An 18124-nucleotide genomic window follows, 5' to 3' on the forward strand; every position below is an offset into this window, starting at 1 on the left:
CAATTAATTCTGAATAGATATCACTAACAGCAAAATTACAGAATCTTCAAGCTTTTTTGCCGCATTTTTTGGCTCACAATCAAAGTTCTTTCCTCTCTCCTGCTGACTTAGAGGTAGGTATTTCTCTGACACCCGATGAAATTATAAAGGTAGTATAAATATTTTGTCGGAAATAGGTAATAGGTAATTAGTCATGGTTAAGGAGACTGGAGGAGAGAAATTTTTCCCCATCTCCCCATTCCCTTTTTCAAAATGTGTCTACAAGGCTTGTATTTATATGGCTTTTGCCTATATATTAAGAATATTAAAGTAAACTTGATTTTTTGAGTACTTTAGTATTTGGATTCATGACTGGGCTGAGAGTAGAGCGACTAAAGTATCCATTTATTATTATGTGAGGACGAAAACTCGTGACATCACTGCTCAAAATTGTAAAAACCGCTGAAGAACACCAGATTGCAGAATTTTTTCAAGAATCAGCAGGTCAGTGGCGATCGGAACGGCGCTATTACACCCTCCCAGAGGGAGAAACCAAGGAGATAGTGAGTATGATCACCATTCGGTTTTTAGAACAGGGATGTCATGAACTGCTTCATCTGGCTCAGATACACGATTTGCCCGATTCAGTGAATTTAACCTGTGGTGCGGCAGTGATTTGGGTAAGTACGGATATACTGAAGGAAAGGCGAGAGTCTCAAGGTTCAACTCTGTTTGGTGCTTTGGGAAAAACTTTGTATCGCGATCGCGGTTTCGCCACATCCAAGCCAGTCACCGCCCAATACTATTTCTCAAACTCCAAAACCCTGTGTTTACGAACTGAGTACAACAGTTCAGTGTTTGAGGAAGAATTAAAGCTCGTGGGCAACAAATACCGTACAAGACAGACCATCATCACAAGATCTGGTGAGCAATTGATGATTGGTCAATATCTAGAAAAGCGGATTGAGAGTTAGTTTTAGCCGTGGGTGAGGCAATAGCTGTAACCCACCAATCCCAGCCATCAACAGAGCATAAGCAATTTGAGAGCTACCCCGCACATAGCCCTCAACTACTAACATGACTTTTTATAACAATTTTTTCCATTTTCCCTCCTTTTCTCGTTTGCTATGTCATCATGGAGGAGTGAGAATTAATTCGGCGGCAGTGTTTGTTGTTAGTATTGACAGGCTTTTCCCTCTTGGTATTTACAGACTTCTCTCCGAAATCTAAATCTCTACACACCTCTGATTTTGGAGACATTCTATGTCGATTTACGTTGGTAACCTCTCTTACGAAGTTACATCAGATACTCTGAGTGCTGTTTTTGCAGAATATGGTTCTGTAAAGCGTGTACAGCTACCTACTGACCGTGAAACAGGTCGCTTGCGCGGCTTTGCTTTCGTGGAAATGGGTACAGAGGCTGAAGAAACTGCTGCTATTGAAGCTCTTGATGGAGCTGAATGGATGGGACGTGACCTCAAAGTGAATAAAGCCAAGCCCAAGGAAGACAGAGGTTCCTTTGGTGGTGGTGGTGGTAACCGGGGCGGCGGTGGCGGCGGCTCCCGCAATCGCTACTAAGCGGAATTATCTATATTCTTTTGGCCCTTGAATTCTATAAGTAAAAAGCAGTTTTAACGACTGCTAAATAAAAATTACCCACTCCGCTTGCAGGGTGGGTAATTTTTTTAGGGGCTAGCTAAATCCATGTGAGTATTGAGATCAATTTTTGTTTCTACCAACACCCCAAAAGAAAAGAAAAAGGCAAAAGAAAATCTTCGTTTGCCCTTTCAAAATTCACCTTTTGGCTTTACTCTTCGTCGTCATAATCGTCCTCGTCCTCGTCGCCTTCCTCGTAGTCATCCTCTTCTTCCTCTTCTTCTACGAGAACGCTCTCAACATCAGCAATCAATTCATCTTCTTCGTCTAAAATTGACCGTTCTGTGCGTCTGTTGCCAAAGCTAGACTCACTCAAAGTTGGCGCATCTAAGTTATAAGCGCGGGCGGTGCGGTCATCTAGCACCATATCCAAGGGGTCATCGACTTCGTCTAAGACGCCGCTAGTTTCTAACACCGCGTAGTCTTCAATTGCCCCGGTTTCTTCATAGGCGTTGTAGCCAGTACCCGCCGGAATCAACCGCCCAATAATCACGTTTTCTTTTAACCCCCGCAGCCAGTCAGATTTACCTTCAATGGCGGCTTCAGTTAGCACCCTGGTGGTTTCTTGGAACGATGCAGCAGATATAAAGCTGTCGGTGTTGAGCGATGCCTTGGTGATACCCAGCAACACGGGGGTATATTGGGCCCTCGCACCGCCGGTAATCGCCATCGCTTCGTTCACTTGCTCAACTTGGCGCAATTCCACCAACTCCCCAGGCAGCATGGTGGTGTCACCACCATCATCAATCCGCACCTTGTTGGTCATCTGGCGAACAATTACTTCAATGTGCTTGTCAGAAATATCAATGCCTTGAGACTGATAAACCATCTGCACTTCGTTCACCAAAAAGGTCTGCACTTTTTGCAGGGCATGGCTGGCACAGGCATAGATTCCATCCTCAGAACCCAGGCTAAAGAAGATTTCCAAAATTTCGTGGGGGTTAGAGGGGCCATCACTCAGGGGTTGTCCGGCTAAGATATGGGCACCATCGGGCACCATTAAGTTTTGTCCAGGTCCAAGGGGATAATCGGTGACTACTCCATTAGATTCTATAACCTTAATGGCGATCGCTTCATCGCCATCACCATAAACCGTTTTCAGTTCTCCAGCCCGACGAGCCAAAATACAGGCTTCTTTCGGTTTCCGGGCTTCTAGCAGTTCTTCAATTCGGGGCAAACCTTGAATAATGTCTCCAGTTTTCGCCCGTTCAAACACCAACAGCACCAAGTTATCGCCCCGTTGCACCAAGTCTCCATCTTCTATTTGCAACACAGCCCCAGGGCTGACTCGATAAGGGCGACCAACCCGCAGAGTCACAGTGTAAGGAGAAGAGCTAGAGGCTAAAGTTCCATCATCAGCGCCTGTTGACTCGGAGGTCTGCAAGATTGCCTTTTTCACTTCCACCACCTGCCCAGACTCTGGTGCAAACACCCCAGGGGCAATTTCTGCACTTTCTACCAGCAAGTCACCCTTCTTCACCTTCGGTTGGCCTTGGGTGGGGATAGAAATCATGTCGCTGTGACGCAGCACCAAACAGCGGCGGACGTTTTCAGCAGCTCGATTCACACCCCTAACAATACCCCCCTCTTTACACAAGATTTGCGTCCGCGCTACCACTGAGCCAGGGGCAATGGTCAGCCCGTCTTCTACTTCTAGAGTTGTTTGGGTGCTACCTTGAGTGGCGTCGGCTGAGATGTCGCGACGAATGACTAAAGATTCTAAAATCACCAACTGCAAACGCTGCACTTGGTCATCTTCGGTGTCGGGTACTAATTCAATATCCGCAGCCAGAGGTGAGGCGTTGTGGTCTTGTTCCCCCTCTTGCTCAATTTCTAACACCAGTTGAGTCCGCAGCAGTTCCACCGATTCCACAGACTTGACTCGCTCAGAGTCTTTGTAAGGCAACCGTTGCACTGCCCGCAACTGAATAGAACGCCCGGTTTGTTGACTAATTGAGGTAGTGGAAGGCACATCTGGGTTGCTGGGTACGGCAAACTCCACAACTGGACGACTTAACAGCGCCGGACCTTCTGGTGACTCTATATATTGGATATAGCGCAACTCTGTAGCCACTGACCCCTGAAATTCTTCACCGGGTTGAATAAAGGTGCCATCTTGCCCCATCACTGCTTCTGGGTCATCTACCATCAGCAGTACACCTGGCTTAATCACCACTTCTCGCAAAATGTCGTTTTTCTGGGTGACTTCTACCACGCCGCTGGTTTGGCAGAAAATATCTTTGACAACTTCAGTGCCGGCTTCTACAAACTGCCCATCTTCTACCAACAGCAAAGAGATATCTTTGTTGACTTCGTGGGTTTCTTCAGGAATCCACAACAAAGTACCGCCCTGGACTACTTCATAGCCTAGCTTGGCTTTGCCTTTTTTCTGGACTTCCACCCCAGCAAATTTCAAAAAGCCGCCGGTGGTGGTGCGGTAGCGGTCGTCAATTAACTCAGCAACTACTTGCCCATTTTGCACTTTTGTGCCTGGGGTGGCTCTGAGGTTAAATACCTGATTATTCCCTGTGGAAACTAAATAATTATTCCGACCTTGAGAGCTTTGGACTGTGACTGAGGCTTTGTCTAAAACTACAGAGGCGGTGATAATTTCAATTTCGCGCGTGCTCTTGCCGGGGGTCGCTTCTGGCAACCGCACTACACCACCGTGGACTGTGGTTAATTTGGTTTCTGCTAACACGCCATTGAAGACTATCGCATCTCCATTGTGCACTACCAACTCAGCCCCTGGTGGCAAGTTATAAACTTCCCCAGAGAGAATCCAAATCAAACCCCCCCTAGCGGCAGTGATGGTGGTGTTGCCTTGGCGGTCGGTTTTTTGTTCTGGCACCACTTCGGCAAACTGCACTTCTCCCGCCAAGTCGGTGGCTACATCCTTCACCGCCTTCTCTGTATTAGCGCGGGTGGTACGTCCCCCCAGAGCCACCTCTGCCAGCAACTGACCGATTTTTACCTGCTGCCCATCTACTATATAAAGTGTAGAACCTTGGGTCACATGAATTTCTTGGTTGGCTGGGGTCTCACCGCCTTCTTTTTTCGGCTCCAACACAATCACGCCGTTGGCTTCTACATACATGGCGTCTTCACCATGACGGGTGCGGTAAGGACGAGTCCGCAATTTGCGCGGCAGACGAATTGTGCCATCGGTTTTCGAGCGTACCTGCTGGGCGACTTCCCCGGTGAACACACCCCCGGTGTGGAATGTCCGCATCGTTAGCTGGGTACCAGGTTCACCGATACTTTGGGCGGCAATAATCCCCACTGCTTCCCCTAAATCTACCATTTTCGCATGGGCCAAACTCCAGCCATAGCAGTGTTGGCACACAGAACGAGCAGCTTCGCAGGTGAGGGGGCTGCGAACTACAACTTCTACTACATTAGATTTGTGAATTTTGATCGCCAATTCATCAGAAATCGGCGTATTTCGGGTAGCAATAATTTCCTTGGTGGTGGGGTGTAGCACATCTTCTGCCAATACCCTGCCCATCAACCGATTTCCCAAGGGAATCAACACCTTAGCCCCCTCGGTCATTGACCGCACCGGCACACCCCTAGTGGTGCCGCAGTCAAATTCGCGAATAATCACATCCTGGGAGACATCCACCAACCGCCGGGTGAGATAACCAGAGTCCGCAGTCCGCAAGGCGGTATCCACCAACCCTTTGCGGGCACCATAAGAAGAAATAATATATTCTGTAACTGTCAACCCTTCCCGAAAGTTGGTTTTAATTGGTAAGTCAATAATTTCCCCTTGGGGGTCTGCCATCAGTCCCCGCATCCCCACCAACTGCCGCACCTGAGAGATATTACCCCGGGCCCCAGAGAATGCCATCATATACACAGAGTTCAGGGGGTTGGTCTTTTTAAAGTAGACCACCACCTCATCTTTCAGCAGTTCCGAAGTTCCATTCCAGGTGTCAATTACCTTTTGGAACCGTTCCACTTCAGTAATTTCTCCCCGCTGATAACGAGTCTCTGTAGCGCGAATTTCTTCTTCGGCTGCTTCCAACAATCGGCGCTTGGTGGGCGGCACCATCAAGTCATCTACACTGATAGAAACCCCGGCTTTGGTGGCATAGCGAAAGCCCAGGTCCTTCAACTTATCCGCCATCACCGCTGTGCGTGCAGTCCCGTAATGGGTAAACGCCCAGGAAATTAAATTTCTCAGTTGACCCTTGTCAACCACACGATTGCGAAAAATCATTTTTTCTGTCATTTGTCAATCAATTGTTAGTTGTGAGTCTTGGTAAGAGGCAGAAGGCAAGAGGCAAGAGGCAATGAGGCAAGAGAGTTTTAGACTGTTCAACAGAATTCAAAACAATAGTTATTTGTTAGTTGTGAGTCTTGCCTTGAGGCAAGAGGCAAGGGGCAAGAGGGTTTTAGACTGTTCAACAGAATTCAAAACAATAGTTATTTTTATTTACGCCTTTCTACTTATTGCCCATTACCCATTACCCATTACCCATTACCTAACTTGCAAGTGCTTCTTGAATCGCTTTGTTGTAAATCACTCGACCAGGGGTCGTGCGGATATACTGAGAAAGTAAATTTCCTTTGGCGTCTTGACGGACACGGCGGAATTTATAAAGCAAAGTCCGGCTACCATCAGAGTTTTCAGTCACCTCTACAGGTTCTGTGTCTGGTTGGTCTGTCTCCATTTCGCCATCAAAGCGGACATATATATAGGCGTGGAGGTCTACTTGCTCCTGCTGGTATGCCATAATCACATCATCCAGGGAGAAATAATATCCGCCCGCGCCTTTGGTCGCACCGGGATTTTCCGCCGTTAGATAATACGCCCCCAAAACCATGTCTTGGCTGGGAGTAATAATCGGTTTACCTGTGGCAGGGGAGAGGATATTGTTAGAAGCCAGCATCAACAGCCTGGCCTCTGCCTGACTCTCTAACGACAGGGGCACATGCACCGCCATTTGGTCGCCATCAAAGTCGGCGTTAAAAGCCGGACAAACTAGGGGATGAAGTTGAATCGCTCTCCCCTCAACTAAAATCGGTTCAAAAGACTGAATGCCTAAGCGGTGCAGAGTCGGGGCGCGGTTGAGTAATACTGGATGCCCCTCAATCACTTCTTCCAACACATCCCACACGCTGGGGTCATTGCGCGATATCAGCTTTTTAGCCGCCTTGATGTTGTTCACCATGCCGCTTCTAATTAGGCGGTTGATGACAAAAGGTTGAAATAGCTCAATTGCCATCTCTCTCGGCAACCCGCACTGGTGAATCTTCAGCTTTGGACCCACGACAATTACCGAACGTCCCGAATAGTCCACCCGTTTACCCAACAGGTTTTGCCGGAACCGTCCTTGCTTACCTTCAATAATGTCTGAGAGCGACTTCAGCGGGCGGTTATTAGCCCCCACCACAGTCCGACCCCGGCGACCGTTGTCAATTAAGGCATCAACCGCTTCTTGCAGCATCCGCTTCTCGTTGCGGACGATGATTTCTGGTGCCAAAATTTCTTGTAGTCTTGCCAAGCGGTTGTTGCGGTTAATTACCCGGCGATATAAATCATTTAAGTCGCTGGTGGCAAACCGACCGCCATCTAGCTGCACCATTGGGCGCAAATCGGGGGGAATCACGGGGATAACTGCCATCACCATCCATTCTGGTTTGGAGCCGGTGGCAATGAAGTTGTCAATCACTCGTAGTCGCTTAATTAGCTTCGCCCGTTTTTGTCCCTTGGCGTTGCCAATTTCTTCTCGCAGGCTCTCTGCCTCTTGCTCTAGATTAATATCTGCCAGCAACCGCAGCAGGGCCTCCGCCCCAATGCCCACTTCCACACCCACCAAGAGTGAGTCTTCGCTATAAATTTGGTCTTCAATTTCTAGCCACTGGTCTTCGCTCAGTAACTGCTTGTAGCTAAGAGTCTCGGCATTGCCCGGGCCGAGAACTACATAAGAGTTGAAATAGACAATTTGCTCCACATCCCGCAGGGGCATATCGAGCAAAATCGCAATGTAGCTAGGGATGCCCTTGAGATACCACACATGGGCCACTGGCGCAGCGAGCTTAATAAAGCCCATGCGGTGACGCCGCACCCGTGACTCGGTGACTTCCACACCGCAGCGCTCGCAGACTATGCCACGGTGGCGCACCCGTTTGTATTTGCCGCAGTGGCATTCCCAATCTTTTGCTGGTCCAAAGATTCTCTCGCAGAACAAGCCATCCATCTCTGGCTTCAGGGTGCGGTAGTTTATCGTCTCTGGCTTGGTCACCTCACCAACTACCTGACCATTAGGCAAAGTACGCTCGCCCCACTGGCGGATGCGTTCAGGGGAAGCTAAACCGATTTTGACGTAGTCAAACTGATTAGTTTGGGCGTGTCTCATAATTATTAGTCATTAGTCATTAGTCATTAGTCATTGGTCATTGGTCAAAAAGTCATTAGTCATTGGTCAAAAAGTCATTAGTCGTCAGGTAGAAGTTTTTTTCTATTAGGGGGAACATTTGCTTCCTACTAACAAGCTAGTTTTCGTCTTCATTCATCATTAAATTGCTAATGACTAATGACTAATGACTAATGACTAATTCTTACTCGTCTTCTTCCAGTGACTCACGGGAGAGTGATTCGTAGGTGGGTCGCGGCGGTGTGCGCCTAATTGATTGGTCTGCCATCAAATCGACTTCTACATCTAAAGAACTGCCATCTGCCTGGGTTTCTACCTTGTGGACGGCAATATCTAAGCCTAAAGATTGCAGTTCTCGCATCAACACCTTAAAGGACTCAGGAGTACCGGGTCGGGGAATTGACTTGCCTTTAACAATGGCATTGAGCGCTTCATTCCGCCCTTGCATATCATCAGACTTCACCGTCAGTAACTCCTGCAAGGTGTAAGCTGCCCCAAAGGCTTCCAGCGCCCACACTTCCATTTCTCCAAACCGCTGACCGCCTTGCTGGGCCTTACCACCCAAGGGTTGCTGTGTAACCAGCGAGTAGGGGCCTGTTGACCGGGCGTGGATTTTGTCATCGACTAAATGCACCAGCTTCAGCATATAAGCTACGCCGATGGTGATTGGTCGGTCAAAGGGTTCGCCGGTGCGACCGTCAAAGACCATAATTTTGCCGGGGTCATCGGGGTTATATACCCAGAGTTTGCTGGTTTCGTCTCTAGCTTCTTGCAATTTGCCGTGGACAATGCGGCGAGAAGATTCCTCACCATACATTTCGTCAAAGGGTGTAATTTTAAACCGCACGCCTAAGTTATGACCCGCCCAGCCCAAGAGGCACTCAAACACCTGGCCGACATTCATCCGGCTGGGTACACCCAAGGGATTGAGCACTATATCTACTGGGGAGCCGTCGGGCAAGTAGGGCATATCTTCAGCCGGCAAAATTCGCGAGATAATGCCTTTGTTGCCGTGGCGTCCTGCCATTTTGTCGCCAACTTGGATTTTTCTCTTTTGGGCGACATACACCCGGACTACCATGTTGGCTCCTGGTGGCAGTTCATCACCTTGTTCGCGGGTAAACAGGCGCACATCGACGACCCTTCCTTTTTCGCCGTTGGGCACTCGCAGGGAGTTGTCGCGCACATCTCTCGCTTTTTCGCCGAAGATAGCCCGCAGGAGTTTTTCTTCTGGGGGTTGGTCAGATTCACCTTTGGGGGTGACTTTGCCGACTAAGATATCCCCAGCTTCTACCCAGGCACCAATGCGGATGATGCCCTGTTCGTCTAGTTGTCGCAGGGCATCTTCACCGACGTTGGGAATTTCTCTAGTGATTTCTTCTGGGCCTAGTTTGGTTTGTCTGGCCTCAATTTCATATTTTTCGATGTGAATTGAGGTGTAGACATCGTCTTGCACTAGGCGCTCAGAAATTAAGATGGCGTCTTCGTAGTTGTAGCCTTCCCAAGGCATGTAGGCGACTACGATGTTTTGCCCTAGGGCTAATTCTCCGCCTTCGGTAGAGGAGCCATCTGCCAGCACTTGCCCAGCAACTACTCGCTCTCCGGTGCGGACTAGGGGTTTTTGGTTGAGACAGGTGTCTTGGTTAGAGCGCTGATATTTAGAAAGGGTGTATCTAATTTCTTGAACTTTGTCGGTTGTCTGTGATGCTTTATCAGTTGTTTTGCCACTGGTGATTGACGATTGATTACGGACTCTGACGCGAATTTCGGCAGCATCGACGTAGGTGACATCGCCGTCGGTGCGGGAGACTATCACCATGCCGGAGTCTCTTGCTCCCTGTGCTTCTAAGCCGGTGCCGACTAAAGGGCGCTCTGGCTTGAGTAGGGGCACTGCCTGCCGTTGCATGTTAGAACCCATGAGTGCCCGGTTGGCATCGTCATGTTCTAAGAAGGGAATCATGCTAGTAGCCACAGAGACTATCTGCACTGGAGAAACTGCCACGTAATCCACCTGCTCTGGTGTGGTGGTGGAGAACTCTTGGCGATAGCGCACGGGCACTTGGGGTCCTATGATGTAGCCGTTGTCGTCTACTGGCACATCTCCCGGTGCTACCCGCAAATCGTCTTCTTCGTCGGCAGTCATGTAAACCGGTGCGAGGTCAAACCGCACGCGGGCGTTTTCTACTGGTCTAAAGGGTGTTTCTAAAAATCCATAGAGGTTAACGCGGGTTCAACAAGCTGATGTGCGAACTTTGAACACTAAATTACTCAAGTTCTGCCAGTGCTTTAGCGATCGCTTCCCTAATAAAGTCATTTTTATTAGGCAATTCTTTTAATTTGGACATCATACTTTGCTTAATCCACAAAGCCAGCTTGACGTTATTAGGCTCTTCATCACCACTCTGAAATTGAAATTTAGCTAGATCTGGGTTTCCCCCTGGTCTGGACATCTTCTCATCTCCTACTCCTACCGCCAATATAGCACGGGGTCTAGCTAATCAATTGTAACGAAGTGTGATAATATTGCTTGTATTGCGTGGGGTCGCGCTATAATAGAAGGGTAAACCGAACAGGAGCTTCCCTCCCTTCATTTCCCCTAAGAATAACCCCTATTAGGGATGCACCGTTTTAACTAAATGCCTCTTGGTGCATAGGCGCAACAGGGAAAATGGATAAAAAGATCACTGAAAAGTTTGTAAATGATATGGGAAAAGAAATGACTGCTAGCATTTCAATCTCAGACCCCGAAGAAGGAAATGATGTAAAAGTTACTGTTCGTATGGATGAAGGACAATTTAATAAAGATCATTACAGCGGATACTGCACAGATTTTCAGTACAGTGCAGAGTCATCTGATCCTAATGACTGGGAAAATGAAGCTATAGAAGCAGCTAAGAGAGCCGGCGACGGGTGGTATTTGGAATAAGATTTTGATTTTTAGCGATCGCTCATCACAGGCGATCGCTTCACTGGGCTTTGTACTAGGAAAAGGGTGCCTTCTCCAATTTTTCCACCTTTTCTGCGATCGCTTCTCTGAGTACAGCAGGCGAAATTCTCCCCCCCCGCAGACATCTACCAAGCGATCGCATTAGTGGACTGGCAACTAATCTAGGTATTACTAGAGAAATTTTAGAAAATTTCGCACAAACAAACGAAAAATAGGGTTTTTTGTTAACCCTGGCTTTTTTACTAATTAATCGGGGAGGCATCCGACCAAAGAGTATAAAGATGAAAAGAGACTTTGCGGACTTTTGGAGCATCAACCACTGGCTGTGCCAATACAGATTTTTTATTGAGGATGATAATAGCACGTGGATTGACGAAGAAATTATTGTGACTCCTACAAGCGATACCCCATACCACGTAACTGATTATCTCAAATACAAAACTGTAGAAAAAGCTAATAAATATCTGAGAGTGCTAGACGAAAATACATTTACTGTATGTACTTTTGAGCAAAAGCTACAAGGAAGGAGAACAATCCCAGCAATGGAGATTGTAGTTTTTCCATGCCCGGATAAAAGCTGGTACGCTGGCTATCCAGCCCTAAACCCGCAGCACTACGTTAGGGTTTGTGATTTCTACTCTGGGGATAAAGACTGGTTAGAAAATGGTCAGTACGATCTAGCCTTTGCTAGTAGGCGTATATGGTCATCAGTACTAAGAGAGTCCTAGTTTCTAGATGTAAAAAGGTACGTGAACACGCTTGAAAAAAGTGGTGAGCGACTGCCCCCCTTGGGGTAGTTTTTGCACTCCTTTGTCTATTTTAACATTTTCACAACATGGTTTTGATGTACGCTCGGAGGTTTGGAGAATGATGTCTGAATCATGTTCTGGGTTAAAACTATCAAATTTTAGTATTTTAATGTGTCTTGATTCAGACTTATATTCAGAGCTTTCTGCCGCTGCTGGTTTTTGTTTCTGGCTCTAAAGATGTGATTTTGAAATCATACTTATAAACACATTTTCACAGAATATTCCACCCCCAACCGACACCTTCGTCTATACAATTAGCTTCTTCTTGCAACAAACTCATCGAGTAAAGGTAAAATAACTAAGAGGCGAACGAAAATCTACTAAATCTTCTATCTTCAGCATGAAAGAGTTTAAATGGTGGGGGTCGGAAAACGAACCTCCCAGCTATTTAAAAACTAAAAAACAACTATCAGATATGGGGTTGTCTCCTATCAATCCCGTCGGCTTTATTAATACAAAAAAATACACCTTATACCTTTATGATCCAAACGATATTAATTCTGTGCGACCTAAACGCAAACCATCTGAGAAACAGTTAAACAATCTTAAAAAAGGTAGGGCAGCCCAAAAGCTCCAAAGCTGGCGCAAGCACAGCGGCTTTATTGAAGAAGACAGAGCAGAAGTTGTCGCATGGGCGCTAGAACTAACCAGCCATGACAACTGGGTAATTCTTGACACTGAAACCACAGGACTAGAAAGCGATGCTGAAGCAATAGAGATAGCAGTAATAAACCACTGTGGCGATACATTAGTTAATACCCTGGTAAAATCCACAGTTGCTATTACCAAAGAAGCAACTGAGGTACACGGGATCACCAATGAAATGCTTGCCACTGCCCCATCGTTTCCAGACATTTATCCCACGTTAAAAGAAGCGATCGCAAACAAACGAGTTTTAGTATACAATGCAGACTTCGATATTAAGGTTCTCGACCACTGCTGTAGCTTGCACCAATTGCAAAAACTAAAAATCAGAGAGCCAATCTGCTTGATGAACTGGTACTCTAAGTGGTGCGGCGAATACAGCACCTACTGGGAGGACTATAAATACCAGCCCTTACCACACGCAGATCATAGGGCGGTAAATGACTGTGTGGCAGCCTTAAAACTTCTAAAAGAGATAGCATCTGATAATCCAAACCCGCAGTACCCGGATTTTATGCAGTAGCCCATTACTTGCGCCTCACTGACGAGCGATAATCCCAAGGCTTCTGGTAATCCCCTGACCATACACCGAGTTTTTTGTCCTTTGCGTTGGCGCAGTCTACCGCAGGTAATCGCTTCCCCGTTCTCAATAGCTGTTTTATTGGGACAATTAAGAGAATACCGAGCGTAGTGGTAAGCCATACCACTGCTGGCCATCTCTTCATTAATGAATTTCTCGCCACCAGGGACAATTACAAATATCTCACCAATTGCCCTGTTGTATTTATCCCTGCCAACAATTGATAGTTGGATTTTCTTAGTGGAAAGAAGCGATGTACCATCCCCTAAGAGTGATTACCTACGGTACACTCCGTGAACGCAACTTATCCCGCGACTCAATACCAAAGCGGCTGTGATAACTCTGGTGCGTCTATGCCGCAAAGCCTAATCTTTTCCACCTGACCGCTTTTTTGCGCCTTAACAGTATCGCCATCATGTACACTCAAAACCTGCCATTCTTCAGTTATTAGCACAGTTGAACCGGACAAAGTACTCTGTATATTCTGAGTAATACGGTGATTACAACCGGATAATCCACCGGATACTAATAATAAGATAAGCAGACAATCTTTTAAAGAATTTATGTTAAATAAAGCCTTTACATTTACCCAATTAAACATCATAATAACTTCCAAACTGCTCAAGGATAGAGATGAAAAAGATTATTGCATTATTGGGAATAGTTGGGGGAGCGATCGCGCTTTCAGCACCAGTGATGGCTCTCCCTTACGGGACAAACACGGTCTACAAAACTGTCAGCGATAGCAATGTAACAACTGTGTACATCTCCGCCGCAGCAAATAGTCGTGTGCAAGTAGACATGGGTAGTGCTGATCGATCTACTGCGAGAATCGTCGGCGCTTGCGGTGAGCTAAGAATTTCAATACCTTCTAGCGGCTCATTCGAGGGGTTAAAGGTAGATGGTACAGCAATTGATGCATCTACATTACCAACTCAAATATTGCCAGCCTGCAACGGTGGTACTTTTGTAGAGCCGCGCTCTGCCAACTTTAAAACCCCCAATGGACAAGTGGTAATTGTTGGCAAGAATCCCAACAGTGCAGTCGCCATTACCTTACCAACTGAAACAACAAGAAACGTATCAATTAATGGCTGTGGTTTCGGTATTCTTCGCGCTGCAAGCGGCTCATCACTGCCAAGTACCTTTGAGATTGGCACAAACTCCTATACTTTGGCGACTCTACCAGATGCGGGTGAGCCACCAGTTTGCCGAACAACTAACGGTGTAAGTACTGGCTATGTACCGTCAGGTTGGCCTTAATTTTCGGCTTCCTTAACACCCAAGCACAGAAGCTTTAAATTAAATATCTCACGCCGCATAGATGCCCAAGCTCGATACCCTTGGGCTTTTTCATTATCTAATTGGTTCTGCTTTAGTAGATAGTCTTCAGTGGTGGAATTACCCCTGATGTACCTCAATTCGTAAACCTTGAACCGCTGTACGGAACGGGTAAGAACAATTTGTTGAGTTTGATAACCAACCCGCAGTTCATCAAATTTTGACAAGGACAATGCAACTTCCTTTTTAGTCAGATCGGCAAGGCTGGCTCTGCCTCTCTGTAGTTCAGCGACCTTAATTTGCAGATCGCCGATTGCGATCGCGCTCCTCTGAGCATCAGCATTACCACCCTGAGTACCTTGCAAGAAGGGTACACCTACTACATTTAAAAGCCCATTAATAAGCCCAGTATCACCACGAATAATTTTTAAAACGTTGTCAATCAAGCCATTACCCTGCGATTGCGCTTGCCCCGCTTGGGGAGTAGGGCCCAGAAGGTACTGTAGGCCAGGCGTGAAAATTGACAGCTGAATGCTCCTCCTATTCCTAGCTTGCGCTTGGGCAATCCTTTCATTAGCCTCACCTATCCGAGCATCCATTTCTTTGAGCAACGGCGATTGGGCGATCGCTTTTTCTTGCAACTGTGCCAAACAAACAGCAGAGTTTTCCAGGCATGGAAGCCCACCCTTGAGGAGCTTCCATAAATCATCATTAAACTCTGACTGGAGAATTTTATCTATATCAGGCAACTTAAACGGATTCGGCTCATTTTTGGGGATAGACTGATCAGCCTCTTGATCAATCTGCTGCGCCTCCTCAGCATCGCCGCTATCTTCTGGTGTTTGTTCCTCCTCCTCCTGTTGTTGTGGGGGTTTTTGGGATGGTTGGGGAACTTTGGGTAGTGTTACTGGCGGCGGAACCTGTGGAGTTTGCGCCGATATTCTTAGTGGAAAAAGAGGCAATGGTGACAGTAGTGCTGTACTTGCCATTGTTACCAACAAAAGGTTTAACTTTCCTAACAACACCATTTCTAGGCGATCGCACTGCGGGAATTTGAGCAATTTTATCATCAATATTGCTCAGGGATATTTCCAATTGTGCTAACTGATAGTCTCTTTCTCTCAAAGATTGTTGGTACTGAGCCTGCTGTTTTTCAAATTCTTGCCTGGACCCAATTATAGATTGCTCACGCTTGGCGAATTCCACAGATGCCTCATACTCCTGCACATGCCGCCTACTTTGAGCTGCCACTAATCGAGAGTTTGCAGACTGTAGCTCTGATTCTGCCAACTGCACATTTATCTGCAACTGCTGCAACTCCTGACTCTGGCTAGTAGCAGAAGCATCAAGCTTTGCCCTAGCTCTATCAACCCCTGATTGAGCCTCATCTACACCAGATTGTAACTGTTTTAATAAAGCCTCCTCATGTTGAATGACAACTGGTTCCATCCCTAAATCTTTCATAGATTGGAGCATTTGACCCTGCTCTTCTAACTTCTGCTGTGCTGATTGCAGAGCGGAACCAGAGCGCTCAAATTCAGCCCGCTGCTCTGGGTTATCAGTATTAAGTAGCGTCTTGCGGGTTTGTAAAACACTCTTCGCTTGTTGCAGCTTTAACTCAGCTTGAGCGATCGCCGCTTGCTCCTCACTGAAAATAGCCGGGGGGAGCGATCGCAGTTCTGGGGTAGGTGGCGGTGGTGTGGGTTCCACTAGGAGCTTGTTTTTAATATTCTCGGTTTGCAGTAATATCCCCCTCTTCTGTCGTTCTAAACGTTCCCTCTCTGTGGAGTTATCAGAGATGATGTCCCCGGTTCTAATTTCATCGCCCTCCTTCACCTTTAAAAAATTGGGATTGTCAACTGTTATTGACATCTTGAGCGGCCTGTTTTGCTGCACTGGAGAGGTAGCCAGAGTTTCCGAGTTAACAGCTATTACAGGAGTAGTCACTGTGTTGGCGGTTACTTTACTTTGAAAAGAATTTTTAACAAATGTAAGCCCCAATAAACCAATGCAAATAAACGTAATTAAATTATTTCTAGATTCTTTCATAAAAGGGATATACTCATTTTCAAAGGAGGATTTCTTTATAAAACTGAACTGGGTAATTCTTCATCCTCATTCTCAGACTCTGTTAACTGTTGAGTAATTAGGTTTTTAGCTATAGGGCTTTCTCCTTAGTTCTGGATTTGCCCCAAAAACAAGGAATAGAGCAATTTAGTAATAATTCTTTATCCTTAGTAGCGTTCATATAGTGGAAACGTAGAATAAGGGATATGTAGACACAAAGAAGCAGAGAATCTGAAAGATACTCTACCTTATTTTACACCAAGATTAATTAAAGCAGTGGTATTTGAGTATAATTTGATTCATTCTTTCCTAAAATCTTGAGGATCTGTTTCCACCGCTTAGACGAGTAAAAATCTTGAGACTTATACCACTCCATTGGATCATTATCTGATTTGCTTCTGTTGCATTTCCAGCAGCTTAATACAAAATTACCTATACAATCTGAACCACCTTTAGAGACTGGGATAAAATGATCAATTTGAAGCTTAATTTTTGACCCACAATAAGCACATTCATTGCAAAATATCTCTTTAGCTTTAAAAAGCTCATTTTTGGAATAATTTACCGCATGATTATTTGCTTTTCTTGCTCGCCTACGTCTTGATAGATTTGCATTAGTAAGTTTTCCTGCCTGAGACATTCTATATTTATCCTGACTTATTTTAACTTTATCAGGATTTTCAGTACGCCATTTTTTAACATTGTCTTTGATAGCATCTTTTTTCTGTTGATAGCGCTTTTTGTAATATTCGGTTCTGCTTCTTGATTCTTTCCTATGACACTCTACACATGGGCCAGATCGTCTATTGCCAAATGGTTTGTATCTTAAGCTTTTTCCAGTTTCTTGATATTCATGACCACAATTACAAAGCTTACCTAAGTAAAACTCTTTACCATTGATAAGTATAAATTTCATTGTTTAAATCACTTAACTATTTGAAGAATAGCTACTAAGATGGTAAAAGCTTGGTAGTCTTTATCAGTTGGTTGTTGAATTTGAATAAATTCAGAATTTTGAATGTTTAGTGAAAACCCAGTATTAATCGAAACGAATGAACCACTAACTAAAATTTCATTCTTGGTGAACTGAGATGGGTTAGCAGTTGAATCACCAGTATTCTGTTTAGAGCCAAAATCAGGATAATTAACAGTGATGTTTGACTGATTAAATCCATCTAAAAAGCTTGATAATTCCGCTCTTTCCTGGGCATTAAAGCTTTTGACAGTTTCTTTAACTACTGCTAGTTTCTGCGCTACTTGTAAATTTTCAAGTGCTGCCAATACTTCTTCCATTTGACTTCCCTAAAATGCTTTTGAGATAACTGGACTCTTGATTGATAAGAGTCCAAATAATCGAATCCGCTTTTACCTACACTGCTATTGCTGTAACAGCCTCAACATCAGTTACCCAAGCCTCGCTCTTTGAGGTGTGGAAAGCTTGAGAAACCCAAAAGCCATCAAGTCTGCGGTAAAAAGTGCCAAGCAACTGCATACCGCGCCAAACACGGTATAAACTACCAAAGTCTGCATCAATCACTGAGTCAATTTCAATTTCAGGAAAGATTGGAGAAACAGCAGCCACCTGCTCTTCTAGCTCTGTGAAAAGTTCTAAATGAGCTAGGGTGAATTCGTCTGTTAAATGTGTCATGATTGGTTTGCCTCTATTTGGGGTAGGCGATCACCTCCAGTTGTCCAGACCTAAGTGATCGCCTTATTTATACTTACAACTGTAAACTGTATGCAGACACTTGTCAACTGTCTACAGACAAAATAC

Annotated in this window: 17 protein-coding genes and 1 pseudogene; 6 read left to right on the forward strand and 12 right to left on the reverse strand. The window is 45.7% G+C overall.

Annotation, left to right across the window (positions count from 1 at the left end; all coding sequences use genetic code 11):
• Positions 1-410 precede the first annotated feature (410 nt).
• Positions 411-953, forward strand: a complete 543-nt coding sequence (locus CYLST_RS24530; protein WP_015210442.1) for a phycobiliprotein lyase — start codon at positions 411-413, stop codon at positions 951-953.
• A 289-nt stretch (positions 954-1242) separates the two neighbouring features.
• A complete protein-coding gene (locus CYLST_RS24535; RefSeq protein ID WP_015210444.1) occupies positions 1243-1557 on the forward strand; it encodes an RNA recognition motif domain-containing protein in 315 nt (104 codons plus the stop codon).
• Positions 1558-1786: 229 nt separating this feature from the next.
• Here the strand turns inward: CYLST_RS24535 and CYLST_RS24540 are convergent, their stop codons facing one another.
• From CYLST_RS24540 to CYLST_RS24555, 4 genes and pseudogenes are all read right to left on the reverse strand, one after another.
• The gene (locus CYLST_RS24540; protein ID WP_015210445.1) at positions 1787-5872 is read right to left on the reverse strand and encodes a DNA-directed RNA polymerase subunit beta''; all 4086 of its coding nucleotides are present in this window, start codon (positions 5870-5872) and stop codon (positions 1787-1789) included.
• Positions 5873-6125: 253 nt separating this feature from the next.
• Positions 6126-8003 carry a DNA-directed RNA polymerase subunit gamma gene (locus tag CYLST_RS24545; protein WP_015210446.1) on the reverse strand — a complete coding sequence of 626 codons (1878 nt, stop codon included), beginning with the start codon at positions 8001-8003 and terminating at the stop codon, positions 6126-6128.
• Positions 8004-8205: 202 nt separating this feature from the next.
• Positions 8206-10248, reverse strand: a pseudogene (gene rpoB / locus CYLST_RS24550) (DNA-directed RNA polymerase subunit beta); the annotation flags it as partial.
• A gap of 37 nt (positions 10249-10285) precedes the next feature.
• Positions 10286-10471 (reverse strand): hypothetical protein, encoded by a 186-nt coding sequence (locus tag CYLST_RS24555; RefSeq protein WP_015210447.1) that lies wholly within the window; start codon positions 10469-10471, stop codon positions 10286-10288.
• Between the two features lie 218 nt (positions 10472-10689).
• On the opposite strand from CYLST_RS24555, the gene CYLST_RS24560 reads away from it, so the two are divergent.
• Positions 10690-10947 carry a hypothetical protein gene (locus tag CYLST_RS24560; protein WP_015210448.1) on the forward strand — a complete coding sequence of 86 codons (258 nt, stop codon included), beginning with the start codon at positions 10690-10692 and terminating at the stop codon, positions 10945-10947.
• An 11-nt stretch (positions 10948-10958) separates the two neighbouring features.
• Here CYLST_RS24560 and CYLST_RS36410 read toward each other — a convergent pair whose 3' ends face one another.
• Complete coding sequence (locus tag CYLST_RS36410; protein WP_281172795.1) at positions 10959-11093, reverse strand: hypothetical protein; 135 nt, start codon at positions 11091-11093, stop codon at positions 10959-10961.
• A gap of 156 nt (positions 11094-11249) precedes the next feature.
• On the opposite strand from CYLST_RS36410, the gene CYLST_RS24570 reads away from it, so the two are divergent.
• Both CYLST_RS24570 and CYLST_RS32490 read left to right on the forward strand, forming a co-directional pair.
• Positions 11250-11696 (forward strand): hypothetical protein, encoded by a 447-nt coding sequence (locus CYLST_RS24570; protein ID WP_015210449.1) that lies wholly within the window; start codon positions 11250-11252, stop codon positions 11694-11696.
• A 421-nt stretch (positions 11697-12117) separates the two neighbouring features.
• Positions 12118-12945, forward strand: a complete 828-nt coding sequence (locus tag CYLST_RS32490) for a 3'-5' exonuclease (protein ID WP_015210450.1) — start codon at positions 12118-12120, stop codon at positions 12943-12945.
• On the opposite strand, the gene CYLST_RS36850 is transcribed toward CYLST_RS32490, so the two are convergent.
• Together CYLST_RS36850 and CYLST_RS24585 are read right to left on the reverse strand one after the other, a co-directional pair.
• Positions 12849-13235 carry a thermonuclease family protein gene (locus tag CYLST_RS36850; protein WP_085960690.1) on the reverse strand — a complete coding sequence of 129 codons (387 nt, stop codon included), beginning with the start codon at positions 13233-13235 and terminating at the stop codon, positions 12849-12851. The genes CYLST_RS32490 and CYLST_RS36850 overlap by 97 nt on opposite strands.
• An 83-nt stretch (positions 13236-13318) precedes the next feature.
• Entirely contained in the window at positions 13319-13606 is a 288-nt protein-coding gene (locus CYLST_RS24585) for a thermonuclease family protein (protein ID WP_041233250.1), read from the reverse strand.
• A 29-nt stretch (positions 13607-13635) separates the two neighbouring features.
• On the opposite strand from CYLST_RS24585, the gene CYLST_RS24590 reads away from it, so the two are divergent.
• Entirely contained in the window at positions 13636-14265 is a 630-nt protein-coding gene (locus CYLST_RS24590) for a hypothetical protein (protein ID WP_015210451.1), read from the forward strand.
• Here CYLST_RS24590 and CYLST_RS24595 read toward each other — a convergent pair.
• From CYLST_RS24595 to CYLST_RS24615, 5 genes are all read right to left on the reverse strand, one after another.
• Positions 14262-15224: a TolC family protein gene (locus CYLST_RS24595; protein ID WP_245587538.1), complete on the reverse strand. Its 963-nt coding sequence runs from the start codon at positions 15222-15224 to the stop codon at positions 14262-14264. The genes CYLST_RS24590 and CYLST_RS24595 overlap by 4 nt on opposite strands.
• On the reverse strand, positions 15112-16155 hold the full coding sequence (locus CYLST_RS36110; protein WP_245587429.1) for an HlyD family secretion protein: 1044 nt from the start codon (positions 16153-16155) through the stop codon (positions 15112-15114). Before CYLST_RS36110 ends, CYLST_RS24595 begins: the two co-directional genes overlap by 113 nt.
• A 463-nt stretch (positions 16156-16618) precedes the next feature.
• Positions 16619-17266, reverse strand: a complete 648-nt coding sequence (locus tag CYLST_RS32495) for an HNH endonuclease (protein ID WP_015210454.1) — start codon at positions 17264-17266, stop codon at positions 16619-16621.
• Positions 17267-17274: 8 nt separating this feature from the next.
• Positions 17275-17643, reverse strand: coding sequence for a hypothetical protein (locus CYLST_RS24610; protein ID WP_015210455.1), 369 nt, complete (start codon positions 17641-17643; stop codon positions 17275-17277).
• Between the two features lie 76 nt (positions 17644-17719).
• On the reverse strand, positions 17720-17998 hold the full coding sequence (locus CYLST_RS24615) for a hypothetical protein (protein ID WP_015210456.1): 279 nt from the start codon (positions 17996-17998) through the stop codon (positions 17720-17722).
• Between the last annotated feature and the right edge of the window lie 126 nt (positions 17999-18124).

This window comes from Cylindrospermum stagnale PCC 7417, from assembly GCF_000317535.1.
Taxonomy (GTDB): domain Bacteria; phylum Cyanobacteriota; class Cyanobacteriia; order Cyanobacteriales; family Nostocaceae; genus Cylindrospermum; species Cylindrospermum stagnale.